The 18,991-nt window shown below is 59.0% G+C and carries 21 protein-coding genes; 11 read left to right on the top strand and 10 right to left on the bottom strand.

The features are described 5' to 3' along the window. Position 1 precedes the first annotated feature (1 nt). Complete coding sequence (gene ggpS / locus ACZ1HA_RS14250) at positions 2-1,489, top strand: glucosylglycerol-phosphate synthase (RefSeq protein ID WP_472714334.1); 1,488 nt, start codon at positions 2-4, stop codon at positions 1,487-1,489. Positions 1,490-1,576: 87 nt separating this feature from the next. Beyond that, positions 1,577-2,575, top strand: a complete 999-nt coding sequence (locus ACZ1HA_RS14255; protein WP_472714335.1) for a D-cysteine desulfhydrase family protein — start codon at positions 1,577-1,579, stop codon at positions 2,573-2,575. On the opposite strand, the gene ACZ1HA_RS14260 is transcribed toward ACZ1HA_RS14255, so the two are convergent. Then, positions 2,568-3,488: a LysR substrate-binding domain-containing protein gene (locus ACZ1HA_RS14260; RefSeq protein ID WP_472714336.1), complete on the bottom strand. Its 921-nt coding sequence runs from the start codon at positions 3,486-3,488 to the stop codon at positions 2,568-2,570. The genes ACZ1HA_RS14255 and ACZ1HA_RS14260 overlap by 8 nt on opposite strands. Positions 3,489-3,604: 116 nt before the next feature. Here ACZ1HA_RS14260 and katG point away from each other — a divergent pair, with 116 nt between their 5' ends. Beyond that, complete coding sequence (gene katG / locus ACZ1HA_RS14265; RefSeq protein ID WP_375229913.1) at positions 3,605-5,782, top strand: catalase/peroxidase HPI; 2,178 nt, start codon at positions 3,605-3,607, stop codon at positions 5,780-5,782. A 136-nt stretch (positions 5,783-5,918) separates the two neighbouring features. Here katG and ACZ1HA_RS14270 read toward each other — a convergent pair whose 3' ends face one another. The 6 genes from ACZ1HA_RS14270 to ACZ1HA_RS14295 form a co-directional block, all read right to left on the bottom strand. Continuing rightward, a complete protein-coding gene (locus tag ACZ1HA_RS14270) occupies positions 5,919-6,566 on the bottom strand; it encodes a sensor histidine kinase (RefSeq protein WP_472714337.1) in 648 nt (215 codons plus the stop codon). 50 nt (positions 6,567-6,616) lie between these two features. Beyond that, positions 6,617-6,883, bottom strand: a complete 267-nt coding sequence (locus ACZ1HA_RS14275; RefSeq protein WP_472714338.1) for a hypothetical protein — start codon at positions 6,881-6,883, stop codon at positions 6,617-6,619. Beyond that, positions 6,880-7,569, bottom strand: a complete 690-nt coding sequence (locus ACZ1HA_RS14280) for a response regulator transcription factor (RefSeq protein WP_472714339.1) — start codon at positions 7,567-7,569, stop codon at positions 6,880-6,882. Before ACZ1HA_RS14280 ends, ACZ1HA_RS14275 begins: the two co-directional genes overlap by 4 nt. A gap of 16 nt (positions 7,570-7,585) precedes the next feature. Next, the gene (locus ACZ1HA_RS14285; protein ID WP_472714340.1) at positions 7,586-9,043 is read right to left on the bottom strand and encodes a DUF4153 domain-containing protein; all 1,458 of its coding nucleotides are present in this window, start codon (positions 9,041-9,043) and stop codon (positions 7,586-7,588) included. A gap of 299 nt (positions 9,044-9,342) precedes the next feature. Then, positions 9,343-10,170: a GNAT family N-acetyltransferase gene (locus ACZ1HA_RS14290; RefSeq protein WP_472714341.1), complete on the bottom strand. Its 828-nt coding sequence runs from the start codon at positions 10,168-10,170 to the stop codon at positions 9,343-9,345. 89 nt (positions 10,171-10,259) lie between these two features. Further along, the gene (locus ACZ1HA_RS14295) at positions 10,260-10,712 is read right to left on the bottom strand and encodes an Lrp/AsnC family transcriptional regulator (RefSeq protein WP_472714342.1); all 453 of its coding nucleotides are present in this window, start codon (positions 10,710-10,712) and stop codon (positions 10,260-10,262) included. Positions 10,713-10,835: 123 nt separating this feature from the next. Between ACZ1HA_RS14295 and ACZ1HA_RS14300 the strand changes: the two genes are divergently transcribed. From ACZ1HA_RS14300 to ACZ1HA_RS14325, 6 genes are all read left to right on the top strand, one after another. Further along, positions 10,836-11,720, top strand: coding sequence for a PhzF family phenazine biosynthesis protein (locus ACZ1HA_RS14300; protein ID WP_436398616.1), 885 nt, complete (start codon positions 10,836-10,838; stop codon positions 11,718-11,720). A 771-nt stretch (positions 11,721-12,491) separates the two neighbouring features. Continuing rightward, the gene (locus tag ACZ1HA_RS14305; RefSeq protein ID WP_472714343.1) at positions 12,492-13,745 is read left to right on the top strand and encodes a tyrosine-type recombinase/integrase; all 1,254 of its coding nucleotides are present in this window, start codon (positions 12,492-12,494) and stop codon (positions 13,743-13,745) included. Beyond that, the gene (locus ACZ1HA_RS14310; RefSeq protein WP_472714344.1) at positions 13,738-14,700 is read left to right on the top strand and encodes a hypothetical protein; all 963 of its coding nucleotides are present in this window, start codon (positions 13,738-13,740) and stop codon (positions 14,698-14,700) included. The genes ACZ1HA_RS14305 and ACZ1HA_RS14310 overlap by 8 nt, the downstream gene beginning before the upstream one ends. Positions 14,701-14,761: 61 nt before the next feature. Then, positions 14,762-14,980, top strand: coding sequence for a helix-turn-helix transcriptional regulator (locus ACZ1HA_RS14315; RefSeq protein ID WP_472714345.1), 219 nt, complete (start codon positions 14,762-14,764; stop codon positions 14,978-14,980). Further along, entirely contained in the window at positions 14,977-15,615 is a 639-nt protein-coding gene (locus ACZ1HA_RS14320) for a helix-turn-helix domain-containing protein (RefSeq protein WP_472714346.1), read from the top strand. Before ACZ1HA_RS14315 ends, ACZ1HA_RS14320 begins: the two co-directional genes overlap by 4 nt. Before the next feature lie 245 nt (positions 15,616-15,860). Continuing rightward, entirely contained in the window at positions 15,861-15,977 is a 117-nt protein-coding gene (locus ACZ1HA_RS14325) for a TetR/AcrR family transcriptional regulator C-terminal domain-containing protein (protein WP_472714347.1), read from the top strand. Here ACZ1HA_RS14325 and ACZ1HA_RS14330 read toward each other — a convergent pair. The 3 genes from ACZ1HA_RS14330 to ACZ1HA_RS14340 form a co-directional block, all read right to left on the bottom strand. Further along, the gene (locus ACZ1HA_RS14330) at positions 15,974-16,456 is read right to left on the bottom strand and encodes an SDR family NAD(P)-dependent oxidoreductase (RefSeq protein ID WP_472715333.1); all 483 of its coding nucleotides are present in this window, start codon (positions 16,454-16,456) and stop codon (positions 15,974-15,976) included. The two genes, ACZ1HA_RS14325 and ACZ1HA_RS14330, sit on opposite strands and share 4 nt — an antisense overlap. A gap of 343 nt (positions 16,457-16,799) precedes the next feature. Continuing rightward, positions 16,800-17,366 carry a hypothetical protein gene (locus ACZ1HA_RS14335; protein WP_472714348.1) on the bottom strand — a complete coding sequence of 189 codons (567 nt, stop codon included), beginning with the start codon at positions 17,364-17,366 and terminating at the stop codon, positions 16,800-16,802. 114 nt (positions 17,367-17,480) lie between these two features. Beyond that, entirely contained in the window at positions 17,481-18,035 is a 555-nt protein-coding gene (locus ACZ1HA_RS14340; protein ID WP_472714349.1) for a fasciclin domain-containing protein, read from the bottom strand. A 156-nt stretch (positions 18,036-18,191) separates the two neighbouring features. On the opposite strand from ACZ1HA_RS14340, the gene ACZ1HA_RS14345 reads away from it, so the two are divergent. Further along, on the top strand, positions 18,192-18,623 hold the full coding sequence (locus tag ACZ1HA_RS14345; protein WP_472714350.1) for a hypothetical protein: 432 nt from the start codon (positions 18,192-18,194) through the stop codon (positions 18,621-18,623). Then, on the top strand, positions 18,554-18,988 hold the full coding sequence (locus ACZ1HA_RS14350) for a cytochrome b/b6 domain-containing protein (protein ID WP_472714351.1): 435 nt from the start codon (positions 18,554-18,556) through the stop codon (positions 18,986-18,988). The genes ACZ1HA_RS14345 and ACZ1HA_RS14350 overlap by 70 nt, the downstream gene beginning before the upstream one ends. Positions 18,989-18,991: the final 3 nt, after the last annotated feature.

Consider the following 18,991-nt stretch of genomic DNA (forward strand, 5'->3'; position numbering starts at 1 on the left):
CATGTCATCCGACCTGATTATCGTCTATCACCGCCAACCCTATGAAGAGGTTGTGGAGAACGGAAAAACAGTTCTGCGCGAAAACAAAAGCCCCAACGGCATTGTCCCCACGCTCAAGAGCTTCTTTGGCGGCGTGCGTCATGGGGCCTGGATCGCGTGGAAACTGGCGGATGACCCGGACAATCCGGACTTTGAGCAGCGGATCGAAATTGATGATGCCTATGGTCAGTATTCCGTGTCGCGGCTGCCGCTTTCATCGGAGCAGGTGCGCGAATACTACCACGTCACGTCAAAAGAAGCCTTCTGGCCGATCCTTCATAACTTCAAGGAGCGGTACAATTACGACCCTGTCGACTGGGCAAATTTCCAGGCCGTAAACCGGCGTTTTGCCGAAGCCGCAGCCGCCGAGGCAGCACCCGGCGCTCTGGTCTGGGTGCATGATTACAACCTGTGGCTTGTGCCCGGTTACCTGCGCGAGCTGCGTCCGGATGTGCGTATCGCGTTTTTCCATCACACGCCGTTCCCGTCTGTTGACATGTTCAACGTCCTGCCGTGGCGCAAAGAGATCATGTCCAGCCTGCTGGCCTGTGATGATGTGGGATTCCATGTGCCGCGTTATGCGGCAAACTTCGTGTCCGTGGCACGCAGTCTCTTTGACGTCGAGGTCACGGAACGCGAACGTGTGCCGGAGAAATGGATCTCTGAGGGGACCGCACTGACCGAACGGATCATGCCGACAGAAGTCTGCTTTGGTGACCGGCGGGTCGCAGTGAGTGTCACACCGGTGGGCGTCGATACCGATTTCATCGACCAGCGCGCCCGCTCCGAAGAGGCACAAGCCCAGGCCACGCGTCTCAGGGCTGAGCTGGGGGACACCAGGCTGATCCTGTCGGTCGGGCGCACGGATTACACGAAAGGCGGGCTGGAACAGCTCAGCTGTTTTGAACGGCTGCTGGAAAACAACCCGGAGCTGCGCGGGCAGATCCGGCTGATGCATGTGTCGGTATCCGCCGCAAGTGGCATGACCGCCTATGAGAACGTCCAGAACGACATCGAACAGATGGCGGGCCGTATCAACGGGCGCTTTGGCACGCTCGACTGGCAACCCGTGGCGCTGATCTCCCGGGCGATCCCTTTTGCCGATCTTGTCGCCTATTACCAGGTCGCAGATGTTGCCTGGATCACACCGCTTGCCGATGGGATGAACCTTGTCTGCAAGGAGTTCGTCGCCTCGCGCATCGACGGAGACGGCGCGCTTGTGCTCTCTGAATTCGCCGGTGCGGCGGTAGAACTGGGGGAGGCGGTCGTCGCCAACCCTTTCTCACACAAGTCTATGGACAGGGCGATTTTGACAGCGCTGCATATGCCGGAAGATGAACGCCGCGCCCGCATGACAGCGCTCCGTAAGGCGGTTCTGGAGAATGACGTGCGCCAGTGGACGCCCGGCACACTGCCTCTTGACCCTGGATGGACCGTCGCGGCGGAATAGACGGCATTGCGGCAGGGCCAGGTCATTGCGCCCTGTGAAACACCGGGCAATAGTCGGGGGGTACTGCCCCCAACCTAAGGTCCCGTGATGCATCCCAGGTCGATCATCGTGCCACAGCCGACACCGCTGGAGCGGGCGGAACGATTGTCCGCACATCTGGGTATCGATCTGTGGATCAAGCGGGATGACCTTGCGGGACCTTCCTTAGGTGGCAACAAGGCGCGGCAGCTCGAATATTATTTCGGGGCCGCTCTCGCGCAGGGAGCGGATACTGTTCTGATCACCGGAGCGGTCCAGTCCAACTTCGTCCGCCTGACAGCCGCCGTTGCCGCCACGCTGGGCATGCGCGCCGTTGTGCAGCTCGAAGACCGCGTACCCGGTAAATCCGATACATACAGAAAAGCCGGCAACGCACTTTTGTGCGGGTTGCTGGGGGCTGAGATCATGCACTACCCGGAAGGGGAGGACGAAGAGGGCGCGGATGCAGCACTGCATGACCGGGCCGCAGAACTGCGCGCCGAAGGGGCCACTCCTTACATCATTCACCTGTCCGAAGGTCATCCCCCTCTGGGAGCACTGGGGTACATGGACTGTGCCCGGGAAATTCTGGAGCAGGACGACGGCTTTGACGTGTTTGTTGTGGCCTCCGGCAGCGGGTCCACTCACAGCGGTCTGCTGGCGGGCCTGCGCGGGGCCGGGTCGCAGGCACGGGTCATCGGTGGCTGCGTCCGCCGCCCGGCAGCGGCACAGGCACCCCGCATCCGGCGGATTGTCTCGCGCCTGGCCGGGCTCTCCGATGCTGCAAATGCAGTCAATGACGAGGATGTTGTCGTTTGGGACGGTGCTCTGGCTCCGGGATATGGCCGTGTCGGCCCCCCTGCCGCAGACGCCATGAAACTGGCGGCACAATACTGTGGCCTGATCCTTGATCCGGTCTACACGGCCAAATCCTTCGCTGCTTTGCCGGCGCTGACGGCTTCCGGTGACATCCCGCAGGGCGCGCGCGTCTGCTATGTGCATACCGGTGGTCTGGGTGCCATCGGTGCCTACAGCAACACAATCCGCGATGCGATGCAGGTCAGCTGACCGCCTCACCACCTGCGGTGTGCCCCTTCATCCCCGCCGCGCGGATAATAGCGCCAACCTGCATCAGCTGATCCGCGAGCGGATTGGTCTTGCGCCAGACCATGCCGATCGTTCGGGACGGGCGCGGGCTGGAAAACCGCGAGATGGCCACTTCTGCAGAACGCGCCTCCAGGCTGACGGCCATTTCGGGGATCAGAGTCACCCCCATGCCGGCCCCTACCATCTGCACCAGCGTCGACAAAGAGCTGCCCTCCATCAGCGCGCCGGGGCGGCTTTCGCCAAACTCGCAGAACGACAGCGCCTGATCGCGAAAACAATGCCCCTCTTCCAGCAGCAGCAAGCGCATCGTCTGCAGGGCAACCGGGCTGGGCACCGGTTTGTCCGCATCCTCGGCCGGACGCACCAGCACAAAGTCTTCCTCAAAGAGGGCAAATTCCGTCAGCGCAGGCTCTGATACCGGCAGTGCCACCACAGCAAGGTCAATCCTGCCTCCCTGAAGATCCTCGATCAGGGCATGCGTGACCGCTTCGCGCAGTGTCAGGTCAAGACCCGGAAACCGCCCTGCCAGATCGGCGATGATCTGCGGCAGAAAATAGGGGGCAACCGTCGGAATAACGCCCAGACGCAGCCGCCCGCTGAGCGGCCCCTGGGCTGCGCGCACCAGATCATCCAGCTCACCGACGCTGAGCAGGATCTGCCGGGCCTTCTCCAGCAGCCGCAGCCCGATAGGCGTGAGCCGGATCTCGCGCCCGCCCCGCTCGACCAGTGGCGCGCCGAACATCTGCTCCAGCTCTTTGATCTGGAGCGACAAGGCTGGTTGCGAAATGGCGCAGGCATCCGCCGCGCGCCCGAAATGCTGATGCTGCGCCAGCGCTTCGAAATAGCGCAACTGCTTCAGAGTAAGACCGATCATAAGCTCAGCTTATCACAATCTTTTGGAGTTCCAATTGGAGTTTATCGACAGCGCGGACTACATACAGGTCAACAGAGCGCCTGTGCTCTGCAGCGTAACCTCAAGGGAGAGATTTCATGGACGGCAACAATATTGACCCGGCCGGCGGCTGCCCCGTCATGCACGGTGGCAACACCGGGACCGACAACAGCGTCACTAAATGGTGGCCCAAGTCGCTGAACCTGGACATCCTGCATCAGCACGGCGCCCGCACAAACCCGATGGACCCGGATTACGACCACCGCACAGCGGTCAAAGCGCTCGACTACGAAGCGGTAAAAGCCGATGTTCAGGCGCTGATGACAGACAGCCAGGACTGGTGGCCGGCCGACTGGGGCCACTACGGTGGTCTGATGATCCGCCTCGCATGGCACTCTGCGGGTTCCTACCGCATGGGTGACGGCCGCGGCGGCGCAGGCTCCGGCAACATCCGCTTTGCGCCTCTGAACTCCTGGCCGGACAACGCCAGCCTCGACAAGGCCCGCCGTCTGCTCTGGCCCGTCAAGAAAAAGTACGGCAACGCGCTCAGCTGGGCTGACCTGATTATCCTCGCCGGTAACATGGCATATGAATCCATGGGTCTGAAAACTTTTGGTTTCGGCTTCGGCCGCGAAGACATCTGGGGCCCTGAAACGGACATAAACTGGGGTGCGGAAAACGAATGGCTCGCGCCGTCAGAAAACCGCTACGGCGATCTGGATGAGCCGGGCACAATGTACAACCCACTGGCCGCAGTGCACATGGGTCTGATCTATGTGAACCCCGAAGGCGTAAACGGCAACCCGGACCCCGCGCGTACCGCGCTGCACGTCCGCGAAACCTTTGCGCGTATGGCGATGAACGACGAAGAAACCGCGGCACTGACCTGTGGCGGCCACACCGTCGGCAAGGCGCACGGTGGCGGAGATCACGCCAACATCGGTGCCGAGCCCGAAGGCTGCCCCGTGCATGCGCAGGGCTTTGGCTGGAACAACCCGGGCCTCGACGGCAAAGCCACGAACGCCTTCACATCGGGCATCGAGGGAGCCTGGACCAAGCACCCGACGCAATGGGACATGGGCTATTTCGACTACCTCTTCGACTACGAATGGGAACTGACGAAATCCCCCGCCGGGGCCAACCAGTGGCAGCCGGTCGACATGCCGGAAGACGAGAAGCCTATCGACACGACCGATCCGACGGTACGCCGGATGCCGATGATGACCGATGCGGACATGGCGATGAAGGTTGACCCGATCTACAACGAAATCTGCCAGAAATTCCGCGCAGATCCGGCGTATTTCGCAGAGACCTTTGGCCGTGCGTGGTTCAAACTGACCCACCGCGACATGGGCCCGAAAGCCAACTACTATGGCCCTGATGTGCCTGCCGAAGACCTGATCTGGCAGGATCCGATCCCCGCAGGTGCCACGGACTATAATGTCGATGCCGTCAAAGCGAAAATCGCGGCCAGCGGTCTTTCCGCAGCCGAAATGATCGCAACGGCCTGGGACAGCGCGCGGACCTACCGCGGGTCTGACAAGCGGGGCGGTGCCAATGGTGCGCGCATCCGTCTGGCACCGCAGAATGACTGGGTGGCCAACGAACCGGAGCGTCTGGCGAAAGTGCTCGGCATTCTGGAACCCATCGCGGCAGAGACCGGCGCATCAGTGGCAGACGTCATCGTTCTGGCGGGCAATGTGGGGCTCGAACAGTCGATCAGCGCGGCTGGCTTCAGCCTCTCGGTACCTTTCACCGCAGGCCGCGGTGATGCAACCGACGCGCAGACCGACGCAGAAAGCTTTGACGTGCTGGAACCGCTCGCCTGTGGTTTCCGCAACTGGCAGAAGGAGCAGTACGCTGTCGCACCCGAAGAGCTGATGCTCGACAAGGCGCAGCTTCTGGGCCTGACAGCCGCCGAAATGACTGTTCTGGTCGGCGGCATGCGGGTGCTTGGCGTCAATCACGGCGGCACAAAGCACGGTGTCTTCACTGACCGCGAAGGTCAGCTGACGAACGACTTCTTCGTCAACCTGACGGACATGGCAAACACATGGGAACCGATGGAAGACGGAACCTATGAAATCCGTGATCGTGCCAGCGGCGACGTCAAGTGGACAGCCACCAGTGCCGATCTGGTCTTTGGGTCCAACTCGATCCTGCGGGCCTATGCTGAGGTCTATGCACAGGACGACAACGGCGCGAAGTTTGTACGCGACTTTGTTGCAGCATGGACCAAGGTGATGAACGCCGACCGCTTCGATCTGGTCGCCTGATACGACACGGTGTCCGGGCGGGCTTCCTGCCCGGACACTCCCTCTTCTCTAGCGCAGCTGAACGCCGGAAGCCTCCCAATTCCCTGATTTTAATCCTTCTAAAACCCGCCGGTGGATTCTCACGTCATGGCGTGGATCATCCTGTCCGGAACCGGATCACGAAACAGGCGCCCTCTTCCAAAGGTACCGATGCGATTTGGCCGTTGTTTGCCTCAAGGACATTCCTCGCAATAGCCAGCCCCATGCCTGTTCCCCCGCTGTCGCGCCGGGTTGTGAAAAAAGGCTCGAACAGCCTTTTGGCATCATGTGCAAGGACCGGTGCACCATCATTGGAAACGGTCAGAACGGGGCCTGCTTCATCTGCGGCGCTGAGCAGGACCGACCCGGCCTGATGTTCCGCTGCGTTCCGAAGAAGATGATGCAGGACAATCGCCAGACCTTCGCGCGCAATGGGAAAGGGCACTGCTGCACCATCAGTTCTCAGCACAATGCCGGGATGGGCTGCGGTCAGATCATCTGCCAGATCAGCCAGTGTGCAAGACCCGGTATAGCGTGTCTCTCGCGCGTGCGCCGCAGACCGCAGGGCACCCAGCTGCTTTTCAATGGTCCGGGCGGCCTCATCAATCTGCGCTACGAGTTGTCCGTTCCCAGCACTGTCCTGCGGGCCATCGCTCAGCAGTTCTGTTGCTGCGCGGATCACAGAGACCGGCGTCTTCAACTCATGTGTCACGTGATCGGTGTATGACCGGATTGATGTCTCTCTGTCGCGGAGCGCCTCAGCCATAGCCACCACCCCGGCCGCAGTATGGTGGATTTCCCGCGTGCCAAAGTGCTTCAGAGCTGGCGGGTCCCCCCGGTTTCATGCGCCGAGGCGAAGGCCTCCAGCCCGCGGATCGGTCTGAGCAGCAGTCGCACCAGCAGCCAGCCCAGCACAGCGGTGAGGGCGGCAATGCAGACTGCCAGTATCATTGCAGCATAGCGAAACCCGATCTCCGGCCCGATGTAGCGCAGAAGAACCAGCCCGAGAAAAGAAAGGAACAGCGTGCCGAACAATGCGCCACCCAGCACGAACCCCAGCGAGGGCCGCCACCTGCGCGTCATGCCGGAGACACCAGTCTGACGCCCTGCCCGTGCACCGTTTCAATCATTCCTTCGCATGCATGCCTGGCCAGCTTGTTGCGCAGATTCCTCAGGTGACTGTCGAGCGTCCGGTCCGACACCGGACTTGCGGCACCCCAAATGTCCCGGATCAGCCGGGCCCGGGGTACAATCGCGTCAGGGGACTGCATCAGATGTTCCAGGATCCTGAATTCTGTGCCGGTCAGTGCCAGTATGTCCCCGCCGATACTGCACCGGCGTTGCGCAGGTGCGAGCACAATCGGACCCGCGACAAGTTCAGAAGGCTGCTGTGCAGCGTTGCCTGAACGTTTGAGGATGGCCCTGACCCGCGCCACCAGTTCACGCGGACTGAAAGGTTTGGTGACATAGTCATCTGCTCCCAGCTCAAAGCCAAGCACCCGGTCAATCTCGTCCTCCCTAGCGGTCAGAAAAAGGACCGGCACCTGAGAACGCGTGCGGATCTGCCGGCAGACGGCAAACCCGTCCAGCGCCGGCAGCCCGATATCCAGGATCACAAGATCAGGGTTTTCCCGAAACACATGGGACACGGCATCCTGCCCGTTCGCTCTGGTCTGTATCTGATACCCTTCCCGTTCCAGCGCGACGGTCAGCACGTTGCGCAACCCGGGGTCGTCATCCACAATCAGAATATTCACGTATCGGCCCACGTTGTTTCCAGTCAGTCTAAGGCAACGCCCGCCAAGTGCGAAAGCCCCATTCCTGCCAGTACCGGACCTGAGGAACCCGCAGATCGCAGTAGCTTTCGTAACCCTTTGCTGCAACGTCCGCGACGTGCCTGTGCATGCCGCCAACCGGGTCAAGACCACAGAGGTAATAGAAATCCGGTTCTGCCAGCGCCATGTTGTGATCCACAATCACCTGCGCAAAATTCACAAAACAGGTGCCATACAGCACTGCACAGGTCAGGATGGAGCATTTACGAACGAGCCAGGTCGTGGGGTAGCCGCTGTGCACCTGCCAGACTGTCAGGGCAAGACCCGCCGCCACAAGGCACATCCAGATCTGTGCGTATATCCGCAGATACGTCAGCCCATAAACATCCACATAGAGTTCCAGCCGCATCAGAGCGGACCCGCAGACAACGATATTCTGGCCCAGCCAAAGGAACAACAATGGCCGCATCACCCGGTTTTCACCCAGAAACGGTGTCGCTGCGAGCGCGAATGCTGCGGCGAGGATGGCCATCACCAGCAGCGGATAAGCGCCACGATGCGCGTATTCCGCATAACTCATACCCGCCGGCAGGGCTGTACCGCCAAAGATGACTGAAAGGTCGAGCAGCGTCTGCACACCGATCAAAGCGTTGAACAACCAGAGCGCCCGTACGACCGAGCCTGCATTGATGCCGAACCCGGACAGCGGCACGGCGACGCCCCGCAGGTCAACTGCTTTGCCCCGATCCCCCCGCAACACCGGCCAGGCAATCATCGCGAACCCGGTCCAGAAAAGCGCTCTTTGCATAAACCGTGCATAGTCGAGATCAGGTGCTGAGAAGGTGTTCAGAACCGGATTTGCTTCAATCAGCAGTGCACTGAATACAAATGCTCCGCCCAACGGAAACGACCAGTTGCGCAGCCAGATGGCGGGTTGTCCCTGCCGTCCGGCGCTCTGCCCGGCTTTCCGCAGACCCGACAGCGCACCTCCGGGCAGCCGCAACCAGCAAAGAGGCAGCTGCCGCAGAAAACCGATGCCTGCAGTGGTCGCATCATCCCATCTCAGCGTCGGAGAATGTGTCAGCATCAGCGCCGTCGCGAAACTCAGGACCAGAAAAACAAAGGATAAGAACTGGAGGTATTCAATGACCGGCAGGCATCCGGCCAACAGAACGAGAGCTGCCCGACCGAGGCCCGCTGTGCGTTTGCCCGACACAACTGCCAGAACGAAAAGGCCAAAGGCGAAAACCGCCACGGACACACCCGCCGATCTGTTCCAGAACAGCAGGTCGGCGAGGATAACGACCGCAATCAGTACGACAACAGGCGTCATCTGCGCCCTGGCGGTCAGGTTCCCATCCGGTCGGTCTGATGGCTGGTCTGCCGTCTTTGGCGTGCGGGTCTCCAGCCACCACCCATCCATCGCGAGCGACGCCGGAACTCCGGAAATCAGTTTCGGTTCTGGCATATTTTTACTCCTTAGGCCGATCACATGTGTGCCCGGTCATTTCATATGCGCCGGGCAGATCGTGCGCAGAAGATGTGCAGAACCTGTGCAGACCGGAGAAAGCTGTCGGATACTGACTGCGCGCCCTGCAACAGCTCGGGCGAGGCGCCCGCTCCTCCGGACACACGTCAGAAGTGCTGCGGATCGAGCGGTTTACTTGCGTCGCTTCGGCCGGCCGATGAAGCGGCGGCTAAACCTGCGCATCAGCCTTGATCAGGGAGATGCCGTGTCAGACGGAGCCATCAGCGCCATAACGCGTCTCAGAGCGTCATTTCCAGTTCGTACTGACGCACGGTTCTGACGGCCTTCAGCGCGGCCATGAAACCGCGGAGATCTTCAGACGCGCTGTCGACGTTGACAAAACGCATCGTCCCGCCGGTGTGGCACGCGGCTATCAGACTGGTGCCAATGCCCTGCGACCGGCGGTCATGGCGCACACTGATCTGCGCCAGTGATCCGTTATCCTGCATCACGGCAGCATACCCGGCGAGGCCCTGCGCATCCGAAACCGCCCAGCAGCGGACACCATCGGCGACGGCGTTTATGGCGGCAGAACTGTTTTGCCAGGACGGTCTGACATCACAGAGATCAGCGGCCGCCTGTCTGATCTCCTCCCAGCGCACCTCGCGCACAGGGTGTGATTGCCCGGCCATCGCCGGTTCGGGTATGTCGTAGCAGTCCAGAGTGCGCAGCACTTTCATTCCCAGGGATCGGTAGAGTTCGAACGCGCGGGTGTTACCGATGATGACCTCCGTCCGGAAACGCTGAGCTCCGCCGGACCTGAGGCCAGCAAGGCAGTCTGCTGCGAGCCGTGCGGCAATCCCCTGCCGCCTGTTGCCGGGTGATGTACCGCTGGAAATCAGATACGCGCAGTCCCGCCGCAGACCCATCAGCCAGATCGCTTCGATCCGGCCCGCCACCAGAGCCACGCGCGAGGCGTCCCGGTCCAGCCCCCGCTGGCGCAGCACGAAAGCGAAGGCTTCTTCGCTCAGGTGCATCGGAACCACATAATCTGAAAACGCGCAGTTCATCGCGTGCCGCAGTTCGGTGTCTGAAAAGCCCCAAGCTGATGTGATTTCCACCTTCATGCCACACCGATTCCGGTGCGGTGATCCCGATGCGGCACCGGACACTCCTTCATGCCCGCACTCCGGAAATTTGCTTTGTGATGCATCTGTTACCCTCCGTCCAGCGGCGGCAGACGGTCCGCAAATATTGATGATTTGACGATGGCGGTATTCGTTTCCGCACGGTCGTGGAACGGCAGAAGAATATCATCCAGCTCCGCAATATCGCGCAGAAGCAGACGCGCGACGTAACAGTCATCGCCTGTCACCCTGTCACATGCGGTGAAACGCGGCTGCTCTTCGATCATTTTTTCGACGATATGCAGCTGGCCGCTGCGTGGCTTGATACGCACAAGCGCCTGGATCGTGTAGCCAAACCGGCGCAAGTCGATACGCCCGCCAAAGCCTGTGATGCAGCCTGTTTCCAGGAGGTGGCGCAGCCGTTCACCCACAGCCGGCCCCGACAGACCGACGGTTTTTCCGACCTCAGCAAGGCTGGTACGGCCATGCGCCTCCAGAATCGCGACGATCTGCAGGTCGGTCTGATCAAGTTCTTTCACCATGAATGCACCGTATTAACGAGAGCACCGAAATGAAAGAAGATAGCGCTTTCCGCCTTTGGCCCTGCGGGGACACCGGCTGCCTGACTGCGATAAACTTGCGCCAGTCAAACACAGGAGACAGTCGTGAATATTCAGCGTATTGCAGCATTCAGTCAGGGATCAGAGGGTGGAAATCCGGCAGGTGTTGTGCTGCTGAAAGAAGCTGCCAGCACAGAGGAAATGGCCCGGATTGCCGCGGAGATCGGCTATTCAGAAACCGCTTTTGCCCACGCGCAGGATGACACAGAACATGCCTGGCGCGTGCGCTATTTCTCACCCGGCTCCGAAGTACCCTTCTGCGGTCATGCAACCATCGCGCTGGGTGCCGCTTTAGGGCAGCGTAACGGCGCCGGCGCTTATTCGCTGGAACTGAATGACGCAACCATCACGGTACACGCCGAGACTACTGCAGAGACCATGGCAGCATCGCTGGCCTCACCGCCGACCCGCAGCCGCAGTCTGACACCGGAAGAGCACCGGGACGCCATGGCGCTTTTCGGCCTGCAGGACGATGATCTGGACCAGCGTCTGGCCCCGGCTCATATCCACGGCGGTGCAGACCACATTGTTCTGCCGCTGAAAAAACGCACACAGCTCGCAGCAATGCAGTACGATCTGGAGCGGGGGCGTACTATGATGCGCCGCCATGGCATTGTGACGATCATGCTTGTTTTCATCAACGACGCCCGTTCGTTTGTGGCCCGCAATGCATTCGCGTCGGGCGGCGTCCTCGAAGACCCCGCAACCGGTGCCGCAGCGGCGGCATTTGCCGGCTACCTGCGCGATATGGATTGGCCTCACGGCGGCAGCTTCACCATCCGCCAGGGCGAGGATATGGGCAGCCCGTCGCTCATAGAGGTATCACTGGACGGAACGAGGGGGGCGTCAGTACGCGTTGCAGGCACCGCACGGACGCTTGATACTGACCGAACCGACCGGACATCAGAGCAGCCGATGCCTCCTGCTTGATCAGAGCGCTGCAGTGGTCGCCTAAATCTGAAAACCGAGGGCGTGAACTAAGGTGGACGAAACGTTTGCCAATGAAGAGGCAACTGTCTGAGCGACCTGGTTCTGCCCAAAGACAATGAAATCATCACGTGCGTTTCCGGGCGGCAGAATGCTGCGGCCCGACAGGAGCCGAAACAGCGAGGGGTTTTGTCCTTACGCCCGATCTCTACTGTCCGTGCGTCGTCGCGGGCGACCATCTGAAGGCAAACGTCGGCGGGCTTTGTGGCGAAAAACAACGTCATGGACGACACACGCAATGCCCCAACCGATACCGCCCGGTCGCAATCAGACCTGTTTTCGGCCCTGTCTGACACCAAAGCTGTGCGGCGGAAGCAGCAGTTGGAACAGCTCAGCAAAGTAATTGGCGCTAGCAGCGACCTGAGAGGCCCATTTTGCGGCGCTCTGCGGGCTGTGCAACGTATCCTGCAGTGTCTGGAAACGGCTTCCACCTGATGCCGGATCCAGGCAAATCCGCCGCACGAGGCCTGTCGCCGGCAAATGGCTCTCATCAGAAAAACTGGCGATCCCTGAAGGACTCGAACCCTCAACCTGCTGATTAGAAGTCTCAGATTTGCGTGTTTCTCCCGATTTCGCTTGAATGCCTTTTATTTCCTTAGCATCTGATAAGTTTTGATATTTACGCTCTACACTTCTTTGGTTTTCGTGTAGTTTCGATCCCGGTGGTCGCTATGTGGTCGCTGAGCGAGTTTGATTTCTGAGGGGGATGAAGGTGTGGCGACGAGCTCCAAACTGACGAAGCGTGCTGTGGACGCAGCAAAGCCGGGTGATCGCGTTTTCGCGCTTTGGGACAGCGAAGTGCCGGGCTTCGGTCTCAAGGTGCACCCAACGGGTCGCAAGACATATGTGTTCAAGTATCGGGTAGGTGGCGGTCGATCAGGTCGGCGGCGAGAACCGACAATTGGGGTTCATGGCGCTCTGACACCGGACCAGGCGCGGCAGGTCGCGATTGAGATGGCTCGGGAAGTAAGCCTGGGCAAGGACCCCTCCAACATACGAGACCAGGTGCGCAAGGCACCTACGATGTCGGAATTGTTTGACCGCTACCTCGCAGAACACGCACGACCTTTCAAAAGAGCCTCAAGCGTACGAAACGATGAACGGATCATTGGAAAGACACTACAATCAGCACTCGGCCATCTCAAAGTAGAGCACGTTGCACGCGAAGACATCCTCAGCATCCATGGCAGCATGGCAGACCGTCCCTATGAGGCGAACCGCACCCTGGCACTACTAAGTAAGCTGTTCAATCTGGCCGAGCTCTGGGAATTGCGACCTGATGGCAGCAACCCCACGCGACATGTAAAGCGTTTCAAGGAAGAACGGCGGGAAAGGCTTCTCTCAGAGCAGGAACTTGCGCGTCTTGGCGAAGTTTTAGGTCAGGCAGAAAGAGGCCCCATCCCGGATGGCAACGGAAATGACCGCCTGATCTTCCCGCCTGCGATCGTTGCATTACGCCTGCTTCTCTTCACCGGCGCCCGCTCTGGTGAGGTCCTGGGATTGAAGTGGAACTGGATTAACTGGGAGCTTCGTCGCGCGGAACTGCCAGACTCGAAGACCGGCAGGAAATTCGTGTATCTTCCCCCACCCGCGATGGAGGTCATTGCCAGGGTGCAAACTGGCGACCCTGACCCCACCTTCGTGGTGCACGGCAAAAAGCCAGGTACCCAACTCGTAAATCTCAAAGACCCGTGGGGTGTCATTCGGAAATGCGCCGGGATTGATGATGTCCGTATTCACGACCTGCGCCATTGCTTTGCGAGTATTGGTGCCATGAGTGGGATGAGCCTGCCCATGATAGGTGCCCTGTTAGGTCACAAAGACATCGCAACCACTCAACGCTACGCACACCTCAGCGACAATCCGGTGCGATCTGCCGCGGATCAGATTGGGCATCGGCTGCACGAACTGCTCACGCCGAATGCGACCTCTGTTGTTGTCCGAACAGGCGATGCCCAGAATGAGTGATGGTACTGAGACAAACCGATACCAGAAGCTGATCGGCGATCTCCAGCGTGCCAAGTACAGCGTTGAGACATTCTCAGGATTGGGCAGAGAAACGATGGCTCCCTCGGATCTGAGGGTGGTTGACGAACAAGTTGTTGGAAAAGGTCGGCTATCACGGTTCATCGAAGACGTGGCTCTTAAGTGGTATTGCAACAGGTCTCAGCTCAATGCAGCAATTGAGGAAAAGATCGAAGAGGCCGGGACACCCGTACGTGCATCTCTTGTTAATGCCAGGAAGATCGTCGAACGACGTATTGAGTTCACTCAAAGGCGGGAAAGTCTGTTCCTTCCGGGGGAACGCCTGCCGAGTGGGCCCGGCGTGATCATGTTGAACACAGGGTTGCGCACTACACTGCTCGAACGGGAGCCCCGTCATGTGGAATGGTTGATCCTCGACGATGATGTCGCTGAGATTCGTGACGCTGCAAGAGAGCTGGAGCATGCTTTGGAGACCTGTACTTCAGCCTGTCTGGAAACAGGGCGGGCCTTCGCGTTCGCTGTCGGAGACTTTGGTCCTGAGCTAATCCTACCAGAGCAATGGCAAAGACGGAGCAAACCAAAAGGAGACCTTCGCTATCTGTTGAAAGCGGAATTGCCCAGTCTCAAAGCGAGACAGCGCGGCGGCCCCACAACGCGAGTTCAAGCAGACAGCATGGAGCAAGCGATCAAGGCTTTAGAAGCAGTTTATGCGCAGTTCAGCCCTGCAAAGAAGGTCAAGAAAGCAACAGCTGTCGCGGTATTCGTCAGTTTGTTTGAGCTTTCAAAGACCTCCTTCGAGAAGGTTGTTTGGAAAGACGCGGAGATACCACTTTGGCGAAAGCAGGGTGCGGTGCCTGAAGACGAGGAAGTTTCGGCAGCTGAACTTCGAACTGTTCTGGAGCGATTAAACGAAACGGGTGAGGTTACGTTCAGATAGGGGATTTTTGATTGCTCGCTCTCTTGTTTGGCTGATGCCACACGCAATGCAGGAGAGCAGTATGAAACAAATCGCAGACGAAAGGCTGTTGACCCGCAAAGAGGTTGAGGAGGCGTTCGGACTGTCCAAGCGCTTTCTTGAGCTTGCGGCGGTTAACGGTGGCGGGCCGATCATGATCAAGATCGGCCGGAGTGTCCGGTACCGGGCTTCGGACATCAGGTGCTGGATCGACGATCATGCTGTCAAATCTACGTCCCAACTGCCCGGTTCTGCCAGATGACCCGTAAGCCATTGAACCTCGTTGAAAAGTGGTCCGCCCTCAAGCGGGCTGCAAATTGCCGCGGCACCCGCCTGAACCCCACTGCCCTTGTCGTCCTGTTCAGGCTTTTGGATCACCAAAACACCAAGACCGGGCAATGCAATCCGTCAGTCACGCGGATGGCTCAAGACATTGGCGTCGGCCGCCGGACAGTAAGATACGCGCTGACGGACCTGGAGAAGAGAGGTTTAATACGCAGAGTGGGAAGAGCAGGCCAGACTAACCAGTACGTCGTTCAGCGCGCATCTGAGACCGAGCGGGCTGTGCAGCGTATTGCACGCGGGGCTGCAAGTCGTAGCGCAGAAGCTCTGCAACAGGTTGCATCCAAAAAAGAGAAAGAAAAAAACAAAGAAAAAGGCAAAGCCGCCGAAACTAAAGAGCACCATGTCGACTCAGTGCCAAGTTCAACTGAGCAGCAACTTGCTGAGAAGGAGGTAGTCGCGGCAATCGAGCAGATGGGCCGCAGCTACGAAGACCTCATCTCTGTTCCAACCTGCACCTTGCTCGACTTGATCCAATCTGTCGCCCGGGGGCAGATGACTTCAAGGAATGCCGCAGCCGAAATTCTGACCCTGGTTGGAAAAAGACAAAAGTGAAGAAAGCCAGGCCTACGCACTACTGCCCACTATGGGTCCTTCCCGGCAGTATCCGACACACGGGTAATTCGCACCCCGTTACATGCGTATTGGGTTTTCCTGGAAAAACTGCAGGTTCGGGTTGTGGTTGTTGTCGTTAGCTCGGGTCAACAGCCCGGAAGAAGTGCGCGCTTCAAGGGATTGCTTGCTCGCAGCCTCGCAGCTCAGTTTGTTTTGCTCAGACAGCAGCCAACCGATAACCTGTGATGCGAGGGCCTGCCGAAACTGGACAACTTGATCTGCATGATCCCGAAGCAGCCGCGTCTTATTTCCTTGGGTTGATCAAAGTCCAGGCCTTTTGGTCGGTGATACTGGGAGCCTAGGCTGACATTCCGGGCAAACCTACCGTGTATCCCACAAATGAAGATGTGAATAAGATGGATCCGCCGCCTTTTTTGCGAAGCGCGGGTATTTGGTGCTTCGTCGCGCAAAAACCGCTGCTCAGGTTGACGGCCATGATCTCATGCCAGCTACTTGTTTTCATTTCTGGAATAGGGCCCACGTCCCTTATAATTCCTGCATTGTTAAAGGCGCCATCAAGACAGCCAAAATTATCCTCGGCGCACTGAACCAAAGCTTCGGCATAGGTCTCGTCCCTGACGTCACCCGCAACACAAACCGCATTGCCATTTCTTCGTGTGATCTGCGCAACTAACTGATCCAATACAGGCTTCCTGCGCGCTCCGAGTACAAAGTTAGCTCCTTTCGAAGCCAGCAAAAGTGCCGTTGCCGCGCCGATCCCACTACTGGCTCCGGTGACGATGATGGTTTTAATTTTTAGTTCCGTTTGTTGCCTTTCGATCTATGGACAATGATCGATTGGAACTTTGCTGTGTGGTCGAGCGAACCGTTTCATGCACTGTTGGCCTTCCAAATACGCAATGCGCAAGAGTCGGATCGGCCACTTCTCCGAACGGGAAGCCCAAGCTAGTGCGAGTTAGAGCGTCGGTCTTTCGTTCCCAAAACCAGTGATTGCTATCCAGATTCGTTTGGACTCAAACGCCTCAGCGTGCATAGCTTGGTCGTTGGCGCCCTCTTTCTCAAGGTCTTTCATCAGCCTCTAGACTATCTGTTTGGGACCGCAGATATCTGCAACCGAAAGCCGCACTGCCTGTGGCAAAAGGTAAGCTCCCCAACCCAGAGATTCAGTTTGCGCTTAGCTTTACGAGATTTTCACCGGGCTCGCTAAGCGTGAAATCAGTGATTTTCCAGGCACCCTCCACCGGGGCGAGCCTGAGGGCCGCTCCGAATGTGCCGCCGCGTACATGGATATGCTCAGTCTGGCTGACGAGCCCGATGACCTGCCAGACCGCAAGCACAGACAGCACATCTCCCTGACGGATTACTTCTGCGCTTAGCAGGTCGATCTCATGAATTTTTCCGTTGCCACGCGGCAATCCTGTCATGGCCAGCGTTCCGGTGCGGGCCGCAAAAGCGGCTTCAAGGGCAGCGCCATGTGTAACGCTGGAAAGAGTGTTATAAGTGGCCGTTTCATCCCCCCGGCTGAGGGCTGAGTGAAGAATGAGAAGATAGACCGGCAACACGTCATCCAGTGTATCCTGCAACTGTCCTGCTGAAATCGGTTCGCCGCCAAGCGCAGCATATGCGCGGTCGGTGGCTGTGTCAGACGTGAGCCAGGCCTGCGCAACAAGAGCCACAATTGTCGCAAGAGATGCCAACAGAAACACCAAAGGGAAGCAGCGTCGTTTCATCGTGATATTCCTCTGTTGCCACATCTGCCGGAACGGCACGCGGAAGCGCGTACGTTGTTAAGGATGCGAACGGGCGCGGCATGTTCCTGAGCCCGTTCGCAAAAGCCAGCCCGATTATTTTGGGACCAGGACGGTGTCGACAACGTGGATGACGCCGTTCGACTGGTTCACGTCTGCAATGGTGATACGACCGGCGTTGCCGTTTTCGTCGTAGACATAGAGATTGCTGCCACGGACCTGAGCCGACAGGGCATCACCTGACAGAGTTTTCAGATGAAAGAAACCGTCACTGCTGGCACTGGCTTTGGCCTTCAGCTCTGCGCCTGACAGTTTGCCTGCGATCACATGGGCCGTCAGAACCTTGGTCAGCATGTCCTTGTTCTCAGGCTTCAGCAGGGTTTCGACGGTCCCTGCCGGCAGGGCAGCAAAGGCGTCATTTACCGGCGCAAACACGGTGAAGGGTCCTTCGCTCATCAGCGCATCAACGAGGCCTGCGGCTTTGACAGCGGCAACCAGCGTCGTGTGATCAGCGGAATTGACTGCGTTTTCAACAATATTCTTGTCGGCAAACATAGGCGCGCCGCCGACGTCAGGGTTTGCAGCAAGGGATGCGGTTGCACTCAGAACAACGGCGAAAGCTGCCGCAGTGGTGGTCTTAACAGAGAACATGGTCGTTCCTTTCGTTGGATGTGGTCGCCCCGGATCAGGGACTGGCAGGACAGACGAGGCCCGCGCGGAATTAGTTTCAGCAGCAATGGCCGCCCGGCTGAAACTCTGGCCGCGCGGGGGGCGTAGAACCTGAGGCCAAACGAGAAAGGTTTTGCGATGACACACGAAACAAACAGGGGCATCTGGGTGCGCCGGCACACGCGGATTACGCGGATCACGCACTGGTCCTGGGCGATCAGCCTTTTCTTTCTGCTGCTCAGCGGACTTCAGATATTCAACGCGCATCCGGTCCTGTATCTGGGTGACCAGTCGGGTTTCGGGTTCAGCAATACGGTCTTTGCCATTGGCGCGGCAGAGGGGCGCGGCTTCGTTGATGTCTTTGGGCTGCGGATCGACACGACAGGTATTCTGGGCCTGTCGGACGGTACCCCCGCGCCTTTCCGCAGTGGGCCACAGTGCCCAGCCACACCGATCTTGCGACGGGTCGGGTCATCCACTTTTTCTTCGCCTGGGTCCTCGTGGGTACACTGGTTTTGTGGTTTCTGGGCGCAGTTCTGTCCGGGCATCTTGCGCGGGACCTTTTCCTGAGCCGCACAGACTGGAAGCTGCTGGGCTCCGATCTGTGGGACCACCTGCGCCTGCGGTTTCACCGCCCTCGGCGATACGGCCCGGTCCAGCGTCTGGCCTACGCCGGTGTTCTGTTCGGGCTCTTTCCTCTGATTGTAATGACCGGTCTCGCGATGTCACCGGGAATGAACGCCCTCTGGCCCTGGCTCCCGGACATCCTTGGTGGCCGGCAGACAGCGCGGACGCTGCATTTTGCTGCAGCGCTGGGACTGACGCTTTTCGTCATCATTCACATTGCCATGGTGATCCTTGCCGGGCCGCTGAATGAATTGCGGGCCATTTTGACCGGCTGGTACCTCGCTGACGCCCCTGAGGCTCGCAAATGAGGC

It is taken from the genome of Roseobacter sp. S87, from assembly GCF_055693285.1.